Consider the following 19,530-nt stretch of genomic DNA (forward strand, 5'->3'; position numbering starts at 1 on the left):
CCACCTTGAAGAAATAGAGAGAGAAGGGTCGCGGATGAGAGACCGGTTCCGGTCGGTCGGCTTATCACCGAGTCTAGTGAGATAACGACCCACTTCCCGCTTTCTTAGGGTCGAATCTTGAATTTCAGCGATTTCGTGGACGGGCTTGGTCGATCGTTCCGCGACGCCAGCGAATTCACACCAATAGCGAGATCAGTTGGTCCAGGGCGTCATCGGTGTGCGCAGCCGATAGCGAGATCCGTAGCCGGGCTGTGTTCTCGGGCACGGTGGGTGGACGGATCGCAGGCACAAAGAAACCAGCTTCGGCCAACCGATCGGCCGCAGCAACGGTGTCGCGATCGCTGCCGATGACTAGCGGGATGATGGGGACCATCGATTCGACGGATGACGTGTCGATTGACGAAGTGGATCCGCCCAACGCGTTTCGCAGTCGCAGAGAAAGATCGTGGGCGCGTTGTCGTCGCCACGGTTCGTTCCGTATCGATTCCATCGCGTCGAGTGCCGCTTGGACAGATCCAGGAGCCAGTGCCGTGCTGTAGATCAACGAACGGCAGCGATTGATCAAATAGTCCATCACGACCGTCGGTCCGGCGACAAACCCGCCCTGGGCCCCGATGGCTTTGCTGAGCGTGCCGATCCGGATCGGCACGCGAGATTTCACGCCCAAGGCTTCGCAGACGCCGCTGCCATTGTCCCCCAACACTCCCGTCCCGTGTGCCTCGTCGACAATCATTCGCGCGTCGTAGCGGTCCGCGACATCGCAAAGTTCGGCAAGCGGCGCGATGTGGCCATCCATGCTGAACACACCGTCGGTGACGATCCAGATGTGGTCGAATTGGGACCGTTTCTGACGCAGAGTTTGTTCGACGAACGCTACATCGCGATGGGGATAGACGACCCGTTGGGCGGGGGATAGTCGGCATCCATCGATCAACGAAGCATGGTTCAATTGGTCGCTAAGGATCAAGTCCCCAGCCGCCGGCAGTGTCGCGACCACACCGCTGCATGCCGCATACCCGGTTGGGAACACCGTCGCCGCTTCGGTGGATTCCAATTCAGCGATCTGATCAGCCAGACGCTGGTGTGCATCGGTCCAACCGCAAACCAAGGCACTGGCAGTTGCGCCTGGCCTTGGAATGGGCGACGATGACTGGACGGACGCCAGACCCAGATAGTCGTTGCTGCCAAAGTTATGCAGCCGGTTTCCCGATTGAACGAACGTCATGCCATCCGATTGCCGAGGCGTCAAACGGCGTCGTCGGCTGGATCGGTCCAGTGCGTCGAGTTGTTTGGCGAAATGATCAAAGTCCGAAACCATAGTGACAATCGTGGGCTGACACAGCGGAGGCGTATGGAATGTTGAAAACGGGTGGGATCGGGAACGGAAACCCATTGTTAGATTTTGACAAACACGCGTTTTCGGTACAGCCAGACGAGCACGTAGAACATGATCGCCAGCGTGGCCAGTCCCAACATCGGTGAAACGAATTGTTCACCGAAAATGGCAAATGGGGCGGTGCCCAAATGGCGCACCAGCAATTCTTTGATCGGTTCTTCCAATGTCCAACTCATCACGTAGATCAGAATCGAATTGGAACCGATGATGATGAATGGGTGGGCCCATCGTTGCCATTGTTTGACGTCGCAGATCAGGTGCAAAATCAACAGCCAGGCCATCGAAATGCCGCCGCTGTAGAGTGCGAAGCTGGGCGTCCAAATGCGTTTGACGTTCGGGCAAATGTCGGTCGCCGCCAAAATCAAAGCCGACCCGATTCCGACAACGATGGCGATGGAGAACCGTTTCATCCGCTGAGAAAATTCGAGTGGTTCCTTCATCCATACTCCCGCCCACAGTCCAAAGATCATCGTGGCCATAGTGGGTATGAACGATAGCGTTGCATAACCGCCCGGATGAAATTGGAACGGTTCTTCGCGTGGAAACAAATTCATGAACCAGGTGTCGGTTTTCCACGATAGGTTGCTGTTCTTGTTCCAACGGGATGCAAAGCCGTCGTGGTGGTGCGTCCAATCGGCTGGCACACCGACGGCTGGATAATCAAAATCCGCCGGCGGGGCAGGGCTCGTCGCGAACGCGGCCCAGAATCCAATCAGGATCACCGCCGCCGAAACGTAGTGCACCCAGCGTGGTGCCATCGCGATCAGGAATACAAAGAAGTATCCCATCCCGATCTGCGTCAACGTGTCGTCGAATGTAAAGTTCGTGTGTTCGTGATGCAGCGATCGAAGCACGATACCAAGTGCGATCAAAACGATCGAACGCCAGGCAGCGTGGAACAGCATGCGGGGGCCCGACTGGCCATGTTTGATTCGGCTGGCGATCGAAAACGGCATCGCGACGCCGACCAGGAACGTGAACCCCGGCTGGATCATGTCGTGCAGCGATCCGCCTTCCCACGGCACGTGCGTGGTGTGAAACTGAATCCACTGAAAGATCTTCACCCCCGGAAAATGCTTCGCCAGCCCGTCCAAGTGCAGGATTTCGGCAAGCATCAAGAACATCACCATGCCACGATAGGCGTCGATGCTGATCTTTCGGCCGGTTGCTTTGCCGGTGGGCGATGATGGGGCGGGCGACGATAGGGCGGGCGACTGGACATTGTCAGCCGGGTTGCCTGCGGGAGGGGCGGGGTGGCTCATGAAATTGGTTCGGGTGGGCCGTTGGCAGGAAAAAGCGAGTATCGTAACGAAGGAACCGGTGTTGGGCGGCTGCCGATTGCTTGCACAGCGGCCGGTTGGAATTTCATTGAAACCACATTTGAACGGAAATTGGCTCGAAAATGTCAGACGATCCGAAGCCTGCCGTCATCCGGCTGGATGATTTCTTGAAGTACGTTGGCTTCGTCGGCACCGGAGGCGAGGCCAAGGTGCGAATCCAAGGCGGCGAAGTCACGGTCAATGGCGAAGTCGAAACGCGGCGACGAAAGCAGTTGACGATCGGCGATTTGGTCGATTGCGGAGGGGAAACCATCGTGGTCGAAGCGATGGAGTGAGCCAGCGTTCTGCACTGCCCGGCACGCGTCACGGGCCAACTTTCCCGGCGTTCCAGTCGGAAGGTTGGCGATCCGAGTTTGTCGGTCGTAACGAATTCGCACTGGAGGGGGTGTGCGGGCAAGTTTTGGATGGTTTTCAGCCGATGACTAGATTCAGCGGTTGATCACTTCGGGATTGATCGCGTCGCACTCGGAGAGATGCGCATCTTCACGATCCCTATCAAACGATGCGAGTGAGCCGTCGGACGGCTTTCGATCGCAGCGGCGGAAGGAACTGCCAGTTATGAGACGAACCGTTCGATTCAATCGATTTGCATTGGCATTCTTGGCCATCGGGGTCACCGCGACTTCAGCGTCGGCCGATTGGCACACTTTCTGGCACAACATGCATGTCGGCTACCACCGCAACAATGCATGGCCGGACCCGTTCAACGAAGTGGATGCTGCCCAAGTGGCTGCACCGTTCGAAGTGATGAAACACAACGGGTGGCGAATTCACAATACGATTGGCCACGAACTGTTCCGCGAAAGCGACGGAGCTCTGTTGGCATCGGGGAACCGAAGGGTTCACTGGATCGCGTCCCAGTCACCTCAAACACGTCGGTCGATCTATGTCGTCCGCGGTGGTTCGCCCGAGGAAACTCAGGCGCGGGTCGCTTCGGTTCAGCAGACGTTGACGGGTTTGAACCTGCATGGCCCCGTTCCGCCGGTCATGGTGACCGACGTCGAACCGGGAACATCGTCCGGTGCATGGGCCAACAAAGTTAGTCGCGAATGGCTGGAGCACCTGCCACTGCCACAACTGCCCCGTGAATCGGCGGCTGGCAACACATCGGTGGCAACGCCTGGTAGTTAATTTCGGTTCCAGCGGCCGGACCTGAACCGGTCTTTTGCCGCCTGTACCGAGACCAATTCAATCCAGAGGCATCACATGGGGTGATGCTTCGGAAACCTCAAAGGGGCGGCGTCGAGAAATCGGCGCCGCCTTTTTTTCGTGAAAACAGGTCACTTTGATCTCAGCCAAACTCAAGTATCCCCTGTCATCCGGTCGATCTTTCTAAACGGAACCATTCAATTAATCCGGACGACAGCCGTGACCCATCCACACGGATGGGGTCCAGGCTAAGGGAAACTTACCGTGAAACCTGCGAACAAAACTCGCGAAGCACTGCTTGCCACGATTCTTGTCGGCACGACCGTACTATCGACAGGGTGTTCCAGTGGTGGATTTCCCATGGCTTCGATGAACCCCTTTGCAAAATCAACGCCGGCTGGTGCTCCGCCAACAGCGACGGATTCGATCGCTTCGGGCAGCACCAATCAAGTCAAAGCAGTGACCGTCAGCGCAAAGAACGCCATCGGCAAGACCGCCGGTGCTGTGGCCGGCGTCTTCCGACGCGACAAGGGTGACGACAAGGCTCCGGAACTGGACGCTGACGACCCGTTGCGGCTGGACAACAAGCCCGACAAAGTGGATCCCGAGGTGTTCGTCGCGAACGGACAGTTGTGGGAATCGACCGGCGATTTCAACAAAGCCATGGAAAGTTACACCAAGGCTTTGGAAAGCGTACCGAACCATCCGCCTGCATTGACCAGCATCGCCCGGCTGCATTTTCGCCAAGGCAACCTGCCACAAGCGGCCAAGACGTTCGAATTGGCGATTGCCCAAAGCCCACAAGACGCAGGGTTGTTCAACGACCTTGGGCTGACGCTTAGCAAGATGGGCAACCACGCCGGCGCCGCCAGCGCGTTGGAACGAGCCTTGCAACTGGCACCGGGAACCTCTCGCTTTGCCAACAACCTGGCTAGCGTCCGCTTCGATTCCGGCGATCCAGCGGCCGCGATGAAAGTGCTAGCACAAAACAACAAGCCAGCCGTTGCCCACTTCAATATGGCCTACTTGTACTTCAAGGGCGGCCAAATGGAATCGGCTCGCGGCCAGATCAACGAGGCGATGAAGTTTGAAAGTAAGGCGGCTGGCGACGTCGCCGTGGGCCGAGCCATCGATCGTTCACGTGAAATGTTGGCTCAGATCAACGCCAGCATGGGAACCATCGCAACGGCAACATCGCAGTCCAATTCAACCGCGTTGGCCGCAGATCCGACCGCCGTCCAGCGAGCCGTCCAGGCAACTTCGCCAGGAGCTGCGAAACCAAACGTGACTCCCGCATCGTCGATGGGACCAGCCATGGCTGCGATCACGCCGACGAATTCGAGCGTCACCGCGACGTCGCCTGAACCGGCGAAAACCGCTGACGCGCCGTCTTGGACCCAAGCTTGGAATCCAAACTACCAGGTGAAAGCTGCTGCCAACTCGTCCGCCCCAGCAACCGCCACGGATGTGTCGTCGGAAAAACCGGTCGCAGCCGAACCCGCCACTGTGGCAAAGCCAAAGCCCATTCGTCCAGCCGCGATCAAGCCTGCTGATCCGACTTCGGCCACAACCGAAGCACCAGCATCCACGAAACCAGCCGCCACTGGTTTCATGATGCCCGAGTAGGTGCCGTGTGTGGCGTCAGAAGCGCCGAGCAGCGCGATTTCGACTTGCTCCGAGGCTTCTGCTACGGTCGCCCCTTCAATAGTGCAAACATGAACTGCGCCTGGCACTACGTCGGTTGGCCATACCAGGATTCTTTGGCTAAAGCGCTGTTCGCAATGCCGCGTTCGATCTGCTCAGTCCAATGTGGATCGGTTTGCAAATCTGGCAACCTAGATGTCTTACCAGATCGGAACCACGGGACCAATTTTGGATAGATGGCTGACTTGAGCAAATGGCCCGCTTCCAAATCCGAACGCAAATAGAAGGCGATCGCGGTTGGCGATGCCGTGCGTGGAATCTCATCCGCGGTGTAGCCCGCAGCAAAGCGTGACACACTGGCCAGCCAAGAATCGGATTGTCCGATCTTCACCAAAAGGGCTTGTTGTGCACTCTTCCAACGCTTGATGCTCTTCCAGTTCGGCAGGTTTTCTAGGATGAGCGGACGTTGGCAAAAATGTCCGCCAAAGGTGTGACCCAACTGAGGTCGTCCAACGACCATCGCTTGGGCATAGGCGAGTTCTGGGACTGCGTTGTCGATGATCCCCACTTTCTCAAATCCGGACTCGTTCAACATATTTGTCGGCGTATGGATCGGCCCGATTCCTTGCAGTCCGATCAAGTCCAAATTGCGGACTGCACCGCGATCGATCTCCGTCGTCGGATAAGGCAATTCGATTCCCAGCCGCTCAAACGGAATTCGAATCAGGTTCGTGCAACTGGCGCTTGGCTGGCCCCAGTCTGTCGCGAAATGCCCACCTTTGGGAATTCGACGCGATTGAAAATCAAACGCAATCGGTTCCAAATGGTCAAGTTCGCGACTGAGCCCTTGGCCAATATCATCGGGTAGTCCGGTTGGTCGCACCCATTCGGAGTACCAACTAAATCGGGGACTCAGCGCGGTGGTCAGCGGAACGGTTCGCCAACCGCCCTCGAACATTTCCAACAACGATGGTTGGATCAGCGGTTGACGATCTCGACCTAATACGCGGCGACTTAGGTAGAGCATCGCGTGAGGTGCTAGGCCGGGCTGCTGTAGAAAACTGTCAAAAATTCCGTCGCCGGGATGTTCCAGTTCGACGATTCCGATGTCACCCGAGCGTAACTCGATGCCCCGAACACGCACATGATCAGGATTTCCGTCAACGAACTCAACACGTCCCATCTCGGGATCACGCAGCCAACCGATCGGATCGAGCCGATTGGTGCCTCGACTCGGTCGCATTCGTGCAAGCGGTGCCGGCCCGCGCCGAGTGGACGCCGCACCGGTTGGGTCAAGCGAAGTCAAGATCTTTGCATCAAGCTTCGGATCCGCGTGCTCCGCCAACATCGACGCCAATTCGGTTGCGGATTGCCGGTCACCCACGCGATCTTGGCAAGCGAGTAACGAACGGACGCCGGACAAGGGAACCAACGTTCGAATCATCGGCAGCAATTTCAATAGCTGCTGGTACTGACTCCGTGTGACACCCGCACCGTCCACCTCCAATCGGTTCATCAGCGTGGCCATCATTTGTTTGGCCCACAATGATCGCATCAGACGATGCTGGACCAAGACGTCTGCGGGCACATTGCCAGCCAAACGATCGTAGTCCCGATTCAAACCGTGTACATATTGCTCCACGTCTTCGGCGAAAACGTGATCCTGCCAATGTTCCAGCTCGCTGAACAAGTTAGTTCTCATATGCCCGATTCGCCTGAAAAACGCTTTGAATCTCGCCTGTTTCAGTCGGTGTTGGTTTGTGCGTGCGACAGCGGGAAAGACGTCTACCAACATGATCGACACAAAAAGGCAACGGTGCCTGGGCGCGAGCGTCGTGGTTCGCCGGCAAAAGGCCTAGAATCATGCACGAATGCGATGGCCTCCCATTTGATACGTTGGAACCTAAGCCGAGAGCCGAGGCAGGTGGTCGCCGGTTCGCGCGGGACGCTAGAACGATCTTGACCAGCTAGCTGCGACTTGCCAATCGGTTTCCAGCTGGATCCCGTCCAGGTCTTGGTACAGGGTGGGAACAAACTCGACGTTCAACAGGTGCTTCTTGATCAGCGCCGAGAACCCGATTCCCAAGTTCAACGAATAACCGCCACGAAATCCTTCGACATTGGTACTGATCATCATGTCGTTGGCGGCTGGATCGGCTCCGTCGTAGTTCGTCCGCCACAAGTTTTCGAGGCGAACGCTCGTCGAGAAGTTGTCGCTCAGCAGGTGGCTGTACCAGGTGTTCAGGCGAAACTCGTCGCTGACCGCATAGTCACGATAGTTGCGTCCAACCGGCAGATTGGTTTGGAACTGAAGCCCGAAGGATCCCGTGTCCCTGTAGTGTTTCCAGGTGATTCCCGGTTTCGCGTTGAACGTCCCCGACCCCAGACGCATCGGATACGGCAGCGCTTGATCGGTCGCTCCACGCGATGGAATGGTGGATGTGCGAAAGATGTCGCCCGTCGGAACCGAAGCCGCGACATTCAAGATCAAGTCGTCATTGACGTCGCTATACAGCCGCAGCAGGGCGCCAAAGGTCGTGTCGCCGAACCCGCTGTTGTGCGTCGTGAACGATGATCCGTCCATTCTGCGTTGGTGATCCATGGTGATGCTGGGAAGCATCAGCATGGTGTAGACCGTGATGTCGTCGGTCACACCCCGCATGATATGCAACATGTGCATTTCGTGCGTCATCTGAGTCGGTGTTGCTGCTCGGTTGGTGACCGGGTTGGACGAGGCACCGAAGGCAATGGATTCCGCATCACTGAGTGTCCGCGATCCGGCTCGGTTGTCTTCCATGTACATGTTCATGTACTTGTACTCGACCATCCATTCACCGGGATCGTGAAGATGGTCACCCATCAGCGACGCAGGTGCGTGCTTGTCGGCGCGAGATCGAAGGGCATCGAAGTTGTCCGCTTGGACCGCTTGGGAAATCGGAAGCAAACATGTGATGCCAATCGCAACCCGCCATGCAAACTTCATTGATCTCTCCAAAATCTTAGCTGAACGAACCTAAACCCTACCCAATGCCTTTTCGGCGGAGCACAGGGAAAAGGGTCATCAAATGAGAGCCCCCGATAACGGTTTAGATCGCAAGCCGCCTGCGCAATCCGAAGAGTCGGCATCGGTTAACATCGATGATGATCATCGATGTGGTGCAACCTGAATAACCCGAACTGTTCGGCAGGGAAGAACGGCTTTTAGGTGACCAAAATCCGTCGTTTCGGTGTGATTGTGGTAGTGAATTCAGGCGAATCCCACGACAGGGAAGAACGACTTGGGTCGGGGATCATTCTTGTTCGGGGAAGGGCAGTGGTTGCCCGCGCAGTTCGGCCAGGGCGTTCGATGCGGCGTGTTGTTCAGCGTCCTTCTTGTTCGATCCCCAAGCGGCGGTGAACTGACGATCGGCGATGACTGCTGCGATCAGGAATGATTTGCGGTGATCGGGGCCCGATTCGCGAACCAGGCGGTACACCGGAGTGCTGGACATTTCTCGCTGAGCGTACTGTTGCAGCGATGACTTGAAGTTGCTGGATCCCTGAGTCTCGACCGCATGTTCGACCTCGCGTCGCAACCATTTCTTGAGCCGGACGCGGACAACCTCGTCGCCACCATCGAGGTACATCGCCGCGATGACGGATTCGAAAACGTCGCTGACCAAGGATCGTGGAAAGCTGCGATTTCGAGTCACGCCGCGGCCAACGATCAAGCATCGGTCCAGCCCCAATTCGACGGCGGCTTTCCCACAAGATCGACGGCTAACCACGGCCGATTTGATCCGCGTCAGATCGCCTTCGTTGTACTCGGGGTACTCTTCGTACAACCAGTGGCAGACGGTTAACCCCAGGATGGCGTCGCCCAGAAATTCCAAACGTTCGTTGCTCGCCAAGCGGTGGACCGCACCTGACGCATGGGTCAGGGCTGAGTGCAACAGCGATGGGTCATTGAACTGGTATTCAATGATTTCTTGGCAGCGGACTAATTTCGATGCTTGGTCGGTGCCATCGGCTTCGCCGGTTCCGTCGACCAGTTGGATGGGAGTTTCGTTTTCTGGGGGTGGCAGATCGGTAGAGTTCATGGTGCGACTGCACGGCAATTGGGGCCGTGCCTCGATGAGGGCATGGTTCGTCGGCGTGTGCCAGCGATCGTTCCGAGAAAGAATCGACGGGGCAACGCAATCGAAATTCATGTCACACGCCGGCGATCGGGTGATGGCGGCTTCGCAAAGCAATTTGCAAAAACCCGCCCGCCGGGGAATGACGACTAGCGCAGACTAACAGCTTTACGCTTTGATCGCCATATTTGATCGCAACCGGTTTGAATTCTTTGCCGCTGCCCCCGCACCGCGTCCGCGTTCTGCATCAGGGAGACATTCGACCGATCGCGACCAGGTATTCCTGACGATTCTCGCCATGTCCGATCCCCGTTCGTAGGTACAGCCGATCGTCCACGGCCACCGGGGTGGCAAAGATCGAGTCGCCGGTTTTGATTTCGGCCAAAGGTTGAAATCGATCCGGGGATGCCGCGATCACAAAGACATCGCCGTCTTCGGTGGCGATGTAGATATGGTTTCCGACCAGCATCGGGGATGCGCTGATGCCGCCACCGAACAATCGTTGTTTCCACATTTCTTTGCCATCGACGGTGCGCCAACAGTAGGCGACTCCGTTGTCAGCGACCGCAAAAACATAGTTGGGGATCGTCAGCAGGGATTGTTCGTAGCATTTGACGCGGTTGCTCCAGAGCTCGGTTTTGGATCCATCGCCAGCCACGCACCACGTGCCCGATGCAGGGTTTCCACCGCTGATCATCACCCGGCGGCCATCCCAAACCACAGTGCCACAAACGGCTTCGGTGGTGGTGTCGACCGACCACAGCAGACGTCCGCTGGTGGGATCATAGGAAGTGAACATGCCGGCGCCGCCGATCAGGAGTTGGCGTTGACCGGCAACGGTGCCGATGATGGGCGTCGCAAAATTCAGATTGCTGGGCCGGTCAATCTTCCAGACTCGTTTGCCGGTGCGAGTGTCCAGCGCGTACAGCCCGCTGTCGGGGCCATCGTATTCGGCCGCCACGATCACCAGGTCATCATCGACCAACGGGCTGGCACCGTAGCCGAACTGAAAACGGACGGGCTTGAAGTCAGCGACCTTCTTCTGCCAAATCACTCGCCCGGTGGTGGTGATTTTGGTCAACCAGATCGCGTCGTCGGTGTGAAAGGATACGAACAGGTCTTCGCCATCGAACGCCGGCGTTGGCGAAGCGTACGAATTGTTGTTGTGGATCTGTGCCGGCAACGTGTTGCGGTGCAGCACCCATTGGTCCACCACCCGACCGCTTTGTCGATCCAATTTGATCAGCGACTGCGTTTTGGACTTCGCGTCAGCCGTGGTCAGAAAGATGCCCTCGTCCACGATGATCGGCGTCGAATGCCCGCGTCCCGGGATGGGGGTTTTCCAAGCGATGCTTTCGCCGGAATCCAGATTCCAGCGAATCGGCACATCGGTGTTTTCGGCCGCGTGATTGTTTCCTTCGCCGCCTCGCCAACTGGGCCAGGTGTCAGCCAACAGAGGTAAGGCCATGGCAAGCCACAGAAAACAACCGCAAGCGAGCAACCGAGAGGGTGCATACATCGTAAACTGACTCCGAAAGAAAAGATGAGAGATCGGACGAGCCTCTATGGAGGTCAGCCCAGGTCTTTCGTCGTCGTCGCCGATGAACCATCATCGTAGGCGGACGAACCAAGACCTCCATAAAGTGAAGAAAACAAATGCGAGCGGGAATTGTCGGCGTCGGCTTCATGGGCTGGATCCACTACTTAGCTTATCAGCGAAGCCAAAACGCCGAAGTGGTCGCGTTTTGTTCCAGCAACCCGGCCAAGCGAGCGGGGGATTGGCGAAGCATCCAGGGCAACTTTGGGCCGCCCGGCGAACAAATCGATGTCTCGGGATTATCCGTCTACGAATCGATGGAAGGCATGTTGGCGGATGAATCGATCGACGTGATCGACATCTGTCTGCCACCGGCGATGCATGACCAAGCCATTCGGGCATGTTTGGACGCTGGCAAACGCTGCCTGTGCGAAAAACCATTGGCGTTGGATGCGGCAACCGCTGCCCGTGTTGCCAGCGACGCAGGGCCGCAATCCTTGGCCGTCGCCCATATCCTGCCCTTGATACCGGAATTCAAAATTTTGGTCGATGCGGCCGAAGATGGTCGCTACGGCAAGCCGATCACAGGACGATTCAAGCGAACGATTGGCCCGCCCGATTGGCTGCCCGATTTTTACGATCCAGCCAAAGTGGGTGGCCCGTTGGTGGACCTGCACGTCCACGATGCGCACTTGATCCGTTTGCTGTTTGGCATGCCGACCGCCGCGCACTGTGTCAGCCGAAAAAAGAACGGCGTGCCAAAGTTTTACGAGACCGTTTTCGATTTTGCCGACGATGACAAAGTGGTGTCATGTGGCGGCGGAGTGATCGATTCGCCTGCACGTGGGTTCACACATGGGTACGAGGTCAGTTTCGAACAGGCGACGATCCAGTTCGAATTCGCTGGCTATGCCGATGGTTCCACGGCACTGATCCCCGTGACGATCATGCACAACGATGGCCGTGTCGAGCGACCGGAATTCGACGGTGGCGATCCCGTGGAAGCCTTTGTCCACGAAATCGACGCCGTCGCACGATGGATCAACCAAGGCGAAGTGTCGCCTTTCCTAGACCCCAAGATCGCAGCCGATGCACTAGCGATCTGCGAGATGCAGCAGCCCAAGTAGCGGCTGACATAAAGTAGGCCGGATCGAAGTAGGCCGGATCAAAGTAGGCCGGATCAAAGTAGGCCGGATCAAGGAGCGCAGCGACGCAGATCCGGCATTCACGATATGCATTTACGGCGAATCCATGCCGGAACGGTGCTTCGCTTGGTCCGGCCTACCTGGTCGGACATCGCCTCTGCGGCCGGGCACTGCGACATGCGGGTCGCATCAGGGCCGGCCGCAAAGAATCAAACCTCGTCGAATCAGTGGTTCCCGGCTGGTCCGGCCAACTGGGTGACTTCTTCGGGCGTGAACTTGTTTTCTAGGCGAGCACCCATTTGGGCCACGACGCGAGCCGATGCGTGGCTGGCCAGGTGGCCGGCTTGGCGCCAGGTCATGCCGTTGGTGATGCCGTATAGCATCGCGCCGGCGTACATGTCGCCTGCGCCGGTGGTGTCGATGGCTTTCACCGGGACGCCTTCGATCGGGAACACTTCGCCGCCGTGCATCACGATCGAACCTTTTTCGCCCAAGGTTAGGGCGACGTTTTCGCAGTGGTCGTGGATTTTTTTGGCGCAGGCGATTGGATCCGATTCGCCGGTCAAACTTTTGGCTTCTTCTTCGTTGCAGAAGAACAGGTCGACCGGTCCGGTGATCAGATCCCAGATCTCGTCGCGGATCATATTGACCAAGAACGGGTCCGAGGCGGTGAAGGCAACTTTGACGCCATGCTGTTTGGCCAGGTCCATCGCTCGGTAGGCGGCCGCTTTGGTGCCTTCGCCGGTCAGCAGATAGCCTTCGACATAGACGTACTTGGAACGTTTGATCCGTTCCTCGTCGATATCGTCGGCCGTCAATGTGGCCGAGGCACCCAGATTGGTCATCATCGTCCGCTGGGCATCGTCGGTGATCAGCACCGCACAGGTCCCGGTGGGCGCATCGGCGGGGGCGACTTCCATTTCGATGCCCAGTTTCTGCATGTCTTTCATAAAGAAAGTGCCGACTTCGTCGCCGCCGATTTTACCGACGAAGGCGGATTTTCCGCCAAAATCGGCAACCGCGACGATGGTGTTGGCGGCCGATCCACCGGCACAGCGGTTGATCGGGTGCCCGTCTAGTTTGTTCAGCACGTCGCGTTGGCGATCATCATCGACCAGCGTCATGATCCCTTTTTCGACATCAATTTCACCCAAAACTTCGTCTTTTACGGTGGTTTGGATGTCGACTAGGGCGTTGCCGACGCCGAAAACATCAAAATCTTTCATCGCTGGATGGCTCGTTGCTTTGCGGGATTCGTGAACAGCGGGGGGACGGGCCGACCACGTTAGCGAAAACAGTCGCAGGTCGTCAGGGTCCTTGCCCTTGCAAAAAACGGGTTTTCCAGCCAAACTCTGCCCCTTCACGAAATCCTCGCGTGACCGCGGGGCCGGAACCGTTCTGGCCCTCCGCACGGATCACGCCGGCGAAGCGATGCCCGATCGACCTTTGATCAGCATCGCTCGACCACGTTCCCCAAGTCTGTCGACGGCGAAGTCGTTGGCACAAGAAAGGCATTACTGATGGCACGTTACACCGGCCCGAAAGCCCGCATTAACCGTCGTTTGAACACACTGATCTACGAAACAGCAGGTGCCGCTCGCGCCCTGGATCGTCGACCAACACCGCCTGGTATGCACGTCCGTGGACGTCGACCGAGTAACTACGGTTTGGCGTTGATGGAGAAGCAAAAGATCAAGCACTATTACGGCTTGGGCGAACGCCAACTGCGACGTTACTTTGATGCCGTCAGCCACAAACCGGGAAACACCGGTGAATTGTTGCTGTTGATGTGCGAACGTCGTTTGGACAACGTTGTCCGCCGCGTAGGATTCACCAAGACCCGACCACAGGCTCGCCAAGGCATCGCCCACGGCCACTTCCGTGTTAATGGCGTCAAAGTCACCAAGCCCAGCTACATCCTGCGTCCTGGTGACATCGTCGAAGTTCGCGGTCGCGAAAACCTGAAGAACCTGTACCGCGGTGTGATCGCCAACGCTTCGCCGGACGCCCTGGATTGGGTGACCTTCGACAGCGAAAACCTAAAGGCAACCATCTTGGGCCTGCCAGGTGCCAGCGACATCAGCCTGCCAGTGGACGCGAACAGCGTGGTCGAATTCCTGTCTCGCTAAAATCGCGGACAGATCGAACAACGACTACAATCGATACGACGATCCGCACGAGCCATCTTTGCTTGTGCGGATCGTTTTTTGCCCCCTCAGCAGTTTCCGTTCGATGGATCGCTTCGGACGCTGAAAACGGGGGTTTCACCGGACTTTCTCATTCCAATCGAAGTTTAATTTCATGCATTCGCCCGTTGTTGTTCTCGGTGGTGGTCCCGGTGGTTATGCGGCCGCGTTTCTGGCAGCCGACGAAGGCTTGGATGTCACGATCGTCGAGGCGGAATCGCGATTGGGCGGCACGTGTCTGATCCGCGGATGCATCCCCAGCAAGGCGCTTCTGCACGTCGCGAAAGTGATCAGCGAAGTCAACGACTTGGGTGCCGAATGGGGCGTCGAGTACACCGGCAAACCGAAGATCGACATCGACAAAGTACGAGCTCGCAAAGAGAAAGTGATTTCGAACTTGACCGGTGGCCTAGGCAACTTGGCCAAACGTCGAAATGTCACCGTCATCCGTGCCCGCGGCAGCTTCATCAACTCGACCACCTTGAAGCTCGAAGGCGATGACGCGTCGATTCCCGAAGGCGGCGAACTGACCTTCGATCACTGTGTCATCGCCACCGGCAGCGTGCCAGCGATGCCGCCGGCCTTTGACATCGGCACCGACCGCGTGATGGACAGCACCGGGGCGTTGGCTTTGGCCGATATCCCCGAAACCATGCTGGTCGTCGGGGGTGGATACATCGGTCTGGAAATGGGCAGCGTCTACGCCCATCTGGGCAGCAAAGTGACCGTCGTCGAAATGAGCGATCGGTTGCTGCCGGGCGCTGACCGAGACCTGGTCAAACCGCTTTCCAAACGCATCCATGCGATGTGCGAAGACCGCGTCTATCTGGATACCAAAGTCGGGTCGTTGACCGATGCCGGCGATAAGGTCGAAGTCACCTTCGAAGGTCCCGGCAAATTTGGTCACGAAACCTACGACCGTGTGCTGATCAGCATCGGCCGTCGCCCCGTCACCAAGGGACTGGGGCTCGAAAATACAAACGTTCAAGTCAACGAACGCGGGTTCATCGTTTGCGACCAACAGCAACGAACGGCCGATCCCAATATCTTTGCCATCGGCGACGTTGCCGGTGATCCGATGCTGGCTCACAAAGCCACCCACGAAGGCCGCGTCGCTGCCGAAGTGATCGCGGGCAAATCATCCGCGTTCGACAAGGTCGCGATCCCCGCAGTCGTGTTCACCGATCCTGAAATTGCTTGGGCCGGTATCACCGAAGAAGAAGCCAAACGCGACGGCGTCAAAGTCGAAGTGGCGGTTTACCCATGGGCAGCCAGCGGTCGCGCACAGGCACTGGGCATCACCGATGGATTGACCAAGTGGTTGGTGGATCCGGAAACCGATCGAGTCATCGGCTGTGGGATCGTTGGCAGCGGTGCCGGTGAACTGATCGCCGAAGCCGTCTTGGCGATCGAAATGGGCTGCGAGATCCATGACATCACCGACAGCGTGCACCCGCACCCGACGCTTAGCGAAACGCTGATGAACGCCGGCGAAGTGTATTACGGGACCGCAACCGAAATCTACAAGCCCAAGAAAAAGCCCAAAGCGTCCTAGTTCGTCGTCAGGGCTAGAAGCTGTGGATTGGGCCATGCCGATCCAACTCCGGTTGGGCCAAGCACTGGTTGAGTCGGGCACTGGTTGAGTCAAGCACCGGTTGGGTCAAGCACTGGCTGGTGCTGGCGATCGGCCGGCAAAGCGATTCTGCAGTGCGTCCAGGATCGTGGCTTCCTCTTCGCTCATGCTGCCGTCGCTGGTGATCGTATCCGCGATGGCGGCCAGCAAGCGTTTCTTTTTCGGTAGCGGCAGGTGGGCCAACGAATCCACCGCGTGATCGAAAAGTTCGGTTGAAATCTCTGATGCAGGCAGGCGCTTTGCATCCCCCAATCCCAGCTGATTCCAACCGCGTAGGAATTCGTAGTCGGACATGGCAGATTCGCCGTCGCAGACCGCTAGCGTCGATAGGACGACCAGGGCCGATGCTTTGATCGCATCTGAATCGGTCCTGACCTGTGGTGACGATGAACTTTTGGGGGACGTCGACTTGGCGGCCGGATGGCTGGTCGCCGATGTCAGCATGGCGCCCGCGAATACCAGGTTCATGATCTCGGTCACCTCGGGCGATTGGCCGTCGATTTTCGAATCCAGGTTTACGTCGGCATAGATGGGGGACTGATCCCCGTTGGGCGTGATCGCGGCGATGCGTTGGTGGATGGGTGGATGGCTGCTGAACCAATGATGGTTGCGTGATCGTTCAACGAACAACATCGGCGCGACCAACGTCGTCATCGGATGATGCATCTCGCCGCGATTCGGATGCCCCTTGATGCGTCGCAGGGCACGTGCCAGTGGTTCGGGGTGTCGCGTTTTTTCGACCGCTTCGGCATCCGCAAGTGTTTCGCGAGATCGGCCTAGGGCCATCACCAACGCGGTTGCGGCAAAGGTGCCAAAGACTCCGAAGGGCCAGATGACGGCGCCAATGATGATCGACACCAGGCCATAGCCACCGTTGTCTTCGCTATGTTGGAACGTGTCGTATCCTTCGCTTACCAAACACTCGGACACCACACGAATCGATTGCAGTCCCGACAAGATGCAAGTCAGCCGAGTGCCCAGCACGGTGTCGCCGTTGGTCAGGTGACTCATTTCGTGCGCGACGACGGCCTGCAGTTCGTCACGATCCAGCTGCTTGATCGCACCCAGGGTCACGCCCAAGATGCTTTCATGCGGTGTCAGACCGGCGGCGAAAGCATTGATCCCGGATTCGTGATCCAACAGAAAGATCGTCGGTGGCAGCGTGCTGTACGCCACCGCGATTTCTTCGACGACGTTGACCAGTTGTTTTTCGTCCAGACCGGACGGGGATTCGATGGGACGACCGCCAATCGCAAGTCCGATCGCCCAACCGCCCTGGCTGCGCAATCTTCGCCGCTCGTACACACTGACTCCCAAAATCAACGCCGCGGTAGATCCGATTCCTAGCAGCGATGTGAACCAAAAGACTCGGTTTGGATCGACGCACCGTTCATCGATCGGCAGTTGATCGTTGAATGCGGCGACGAAGGATTCCAGGGCGGCGTAATCCCGGGAATGTCTCGGGCGGCTTTCGACTTGGTTGGCGTTGCAGATCGCAAAGAACCACACACAGGGAAACATCAGCAGATAGCCGGTCGCGATCCCAGTGGTGATCGCGGTGAACGTTTGCGTCACGATGACCAGTGCGAACCACTGTGCCGATGCCCGCAGGGCGGCGGCTTTGCGAGCTAGGAAGTCCAGCATGAAAACAGGATCGGTTCGAGAGAACGTGATGACATCGGTCGACGAAAACCGGGTTCAACTAGCCGACGGTTGCAGGCGTCAGGTCGATCTTGGGAGCTTGGTGAATTTCTGGTTGGTGTTCGAAATTCAGCAGTGTCAGGTCGTCGCCGAAACCGATCACGCCGGCGAATGCGACTGTAGGAAAGCTCTGCCGCCGAATGTTGAAAGTGGTGGCGGTATCGTTGTAGGCTTGGCGAGCGAAGGCGATTCGATTTTCGGTGCTGGTCAGTTCTTCCATCAGCGAAGCGATCGTTTCGTTTGCCTTCAATTCGGGATAGGCTTCCATCACCATCGCCAAGCGTCCGATCGCACCGCCCAGTGCGGATTCCGATGCTGCCCACGATCCCACCACAGCCGGATCGTTAAGGTTTGCGCTGACGTTCGACAACCCCGATTGTGCGGCGCCCCGTGCTTCGATGACCGATTGCAAGGTTTCCCGTTCATGGCTGAGATAACTGCCGACGGTTTCGACCAAGCCGGGGATCAAATCGTAACGCCGTTTCAGTTGAACTTCGATTTGCGAGAATCCATTGCCTGCGATCTGACGCGATGACACCAAACGGTTGTAGGTACCGATGACAACGGTGGCGATTGCGATCGCCGCAACGAAGGCGGCAGCTGACAAAATGATCAGAGGTAGCATGGAATTCTTTCAGGGCTTAGGGGAAAGGTCGTTGGGTTGCGGTGATGGGTTTAGGTTTGTGGCGTCCACATTCCCCAGCGAATGACCAGTTGTCGCCAGTCTTCGACCAGGGCAGCGATTAGGAACCAAGCGTTGGCGGCGTAACGGGGCACCAGTCGCTTGGGATCTGTCATCATGCGGTAGGCCCATTCCATTCCGAAACGCTGCCAGATCTCTGGGGCGCGGGTTGCGGTGCCCGCGATGAAGTCGAAAGACGCACCCAACTGGATGCTGACGGGGATCCCCAAACGTTGATAGTTTTGGTGAATCCACTTTTCGCCCTTCGGTTGTCCGAAGGCGACAAGCAAAATTTGGGCTCCCGAGTTCTGGATGCGAGCATCCTGGTCGGCTTGTTCTTGATCGGTCAGTTGGCGGAATGGGGGCGATTCGATCCCCGCGATCCGAAGTCCAGGGTATTGGCGGGCTAGCTGGTCAGCACAGGTTGCCGCGACACCGGGCTCGCCGCCAAGGAAATAGATTCCCCAACCCTGTTCAGCCGATCGCTTGGCCAATCGATAGATCATTTCGCTGCCGGCGACTCGCTCGGGAAGCTGTTCTTGATTCCAACGGCTTCGCCACACGATGGGTTGCCCGTCGGCCAGGATCAATGCTGCATCGCGTGTCACCGGACCCATCGAAGCTGGGTCGTGATGGTTCAACATGGCGTAGTTCAGATTGGCAGTGATCACATAGCTGGGCGTGCCCTGTTGAATCAAGGCATCAACGGCATCGATCGACTGGTCCAATGTGACGTGATCAAAGGGGACACCCCAAACGTTGGAACATTTTCGTGTGCGAGGTGGGATCTGTTTTGCGGCGGGTGCGGCGGGGGCCACGACCGGTGGAACTGGCGCCGCGATTCGGTCAGGCGAAACGCTTGGGTTGCCGGCCGCATGGGTGGGGGGAACGTAGACGACCGGCGCGGGGCTGGAGGACAACGCGGAGGACTGATCAGGTGTGATGGACATGCCAGCTTAAGATTCATCGGTGGGACGAGAGGTAAACCACTGCGATGAAAGC

General features: G+C 57.6%; 16 protein-coding genes. 6 read left to right on the top strand and 10 right to left on the bottom strand.

Annotated features, from left to right (window positions below):
• Positions 1–175 precede the first annotated feature (175 nt).
• Positions 176–1,318: an aminotransferase class I/II-fold pyridoxal phosphate-dependent enzyme gene (locus K227x_RS00235; RefSeq protein WP_145167417.1), complete on the bottom strand. Its 1,143-nt coding sequence runs from the start codon at positions 1,316–1,318 to the stop codon at positions 176–178.
• A gap of 77 nt (positions 1,319–1,395) precedes the next feature.
• Complete coding sequence (locus tag K227x_RS00240) at positions 1,396–2,658, bottom strand: acyltransferase family protein (protein ID WP_218933657.1); 1,263 nt, start codon at positions 2,656–2,658, stop codon at positions 1,396–1,398.
• A gap of 140 nt (positions 2,659–2,798) precedes the next feature.
• Here K227x_RS00240 and K227x_RS00245 point away from each other — a divergent pair, with 140 nt between their 5' ends.
• From K227x_RS00245 to K227x_RS00255, 3 genes are all read left to right on the top strand, one after another.
• A complete protein-coding gene (locus K227x_RS00245; protein ID WP_145167419.1) occupies positions 2,799–3,011 on the top strand; it encodes an RNA-binding S4 domain-containing protein in 213 nt (70 codons plus the stop codon).
• A gap of 283 nt (positions 3,012–3,294) precedes the next feature.
• Complete coding sequence (locus K227x_RS00250) at positions 3,295–3,867, top strand: hypothetical protein (protein ID WP_145167421.1); 573 nt, start codon at positions 3,295–3,297, stop codon at positions 3,865–3,867.
• A 282-nt stretch (positions 3,868–4,149) separates the two neighbouring features.
• Positions 4,150–5,511, top strand: coding sequence for a tetratricopeptide repeat protein (locus K227x_RS00255; protein ID WP_246146395.1), 1,362 nt, complete (start codon positions 4,150–4,152; stop codon positions 5,509–5,511).
• A 106-nt stretch (positions 5,512–5,617) separates the two neighbouring features.
• On the opposite strand, the gene K227x_RS00260 is transcribed toward K227x_RS00255, so the two are convergent.
• The 4 genes from K227x_RS00260 to K227x_RS00275 all read right to left on the bottom strand — a co-directional run bounded on the left by K227x_RS00260 (position 5,618) and on the right by K227x_RS00275 (position 11,112).
• A complete protein-coding gene (locus K227x_RS00260) occupies positions 5,618–7,231 on the bottom strand; it encodes a hypothetical protein (protein WP_145167423.1) in 1,614 nt (537 codons plus the stop codon).
• A 246-nt stretch (positions 7,232–7,477) separates the two neighbouring features.
• On the bottom strand, positions 7,478–8,512 hold the full coding sequence (locus K227x_RS00265; RefSeq protein ID WP_145167425.1) for a transporter: 1,035 nt from the start codon (positions 8,510–8,512) through the stop codon (positions 7,478–7,480).
• Between the two features lie 307 nt (positions 8,513–8,819).
• On the bottom strand, positions 8,820–9,608 hold the full coding sequence (gene rnc / locus K227x_RS00270; protein ID WP_145167427.1) for a ribonuclease III: 789 nt from the start codon (positions 9,606–9,608) through the stop codon (positions 8,820–8,822).
• 283 nt (positions 9,609–9,891) lie between these two features.
• On the bottom strand, positions 9,892–11,112 hold the full coding sequence (locus tag K227x_RS00275) for an outer membrane protein assembly factor BamB family protein (protein ID WP_246146396.1): 1,221 nt from the start codon (positions 11,110–11,112) through the stop codon (positions 9,892–9,894).
• A gap of 188 nt (positions 11,113–11,300) precedes the next feature.
• Here K227x_RS00275 and K227x_RS00280 point away from each other — a divergent pair, with 188 nt between their 5' ends.
• Positions 11,301–12,308, top strand: coding sequence for a Gfo/Idh/MocA family protein (locus tag K227x_RS00280; RefSeq protein WP_145167431.1), 1,008 nt, complete (start codon positions 11,301–11,303; stop codon positions 12,306–12,308).
• Positions 12,309–12,550: 242 nt separating this feature from the next.
• On the opposite strand, the gene K227x_RS00285 is transcribed toward K227x_RS00280, so the two are convergent.
• Positions 12,551–13,552 carry an adenosine kinase gene (locus K227x_RS00285; RefSeq protein WP_145167433.1) on the bottom strand — a complete coding sequence of 334 codons (1,002 nt, stop codon included), beginning with the start codon at positions 13,550–13,552 and terminating at the stop codon, positions 12,551–12,553.
• Positions 13,553–13,846: 294 nt separating this feature from the next.
• Here K227x_RS00285 and rpsD point away from each other — a divergent pair, with 294 nt between their 5' ends.
• Together rpsD and lpdA are read left to right on the top strand one after the other, a co-directional pair.
• A complete protein-coding gene (gene rpsD, locus K227x_RS00290; RefSeq protein WP_145167435.1) occupies positions 13,847–14,455 on the top strand; it encodes a 30S ribosomal protein S4 in 609 nt (202 codons plus the stop codon).
• A 172-nt stretch (positions 14,456–14,627) separates the two neighbouring features.
• Positions 14,628–16,067, top strand: a complete 1,440-nt coding sequence (lpdA, locus tag K227x_RS00295) for a dihydrolipoyl dehydrogenase (protein WP_145167437.1) — start codon at positions 14,628–14,630, stop codon at positions 16,065–16,067.
• Positions 16,068–16,172: 105 nt separating this feature from the next.
• On the opposite strand, the gene K227x_RS00300 is transcribed toward lpdA, so the two are convergent.
• The 3 genes from K227x_RS00300 to K227x_RS00310 are packed head-to-tail and all read right to left on the bottom strand — an operon-like array spanning position 16,173 to position 19,478.
• A complete protein-coding gene (locus K227x_RS00300) occupies positions 16,173–17,789 on the bottom strand; it encodes a M48 family metalloprotease (protein WP_145167439.1) in 1,617 nt (538 codons plus the stop codon).
• A gap of 58 nt (positions 17,790–17,847) precedes the next feature.
• Positions 17,848–18,471 (bottom strand): LemA family protein, encoded by a 624-nt coding sequence (locus tag K227x_RS00305; protein WP_145167441.1) that lies wholly within the window; start codon positions 18,469–18,471, stop codon positions 17,848–17,850.
• Between the two features lie 50 nt (positions 18,472–18,521).
• Positions 18,522–19,478: a WecB/TagA/CpsF family glycosyltransferase gene (locus K227x_RS00310; protein ID WP_145167443.1), complete on the bottom strand. Its 957-nt coding sequence runs from the start codon at positions 19,476–19,478 to the stop codon at positions 18,522–18,524.
• Between the last annotated feature and the right edge of the window lie 52 nt (positions 19,479–19,530).

This window comes from Rubripirellula lacrimiformis (assembly GCF_007741535.1).
Classification (GTDB): domain Bacteria; phylum Planctomycetota; class Planctomycetia; order Pirellulales; family Pirellulaceae; genus Rubripirellula; species Rubripirellula lacrimiformis.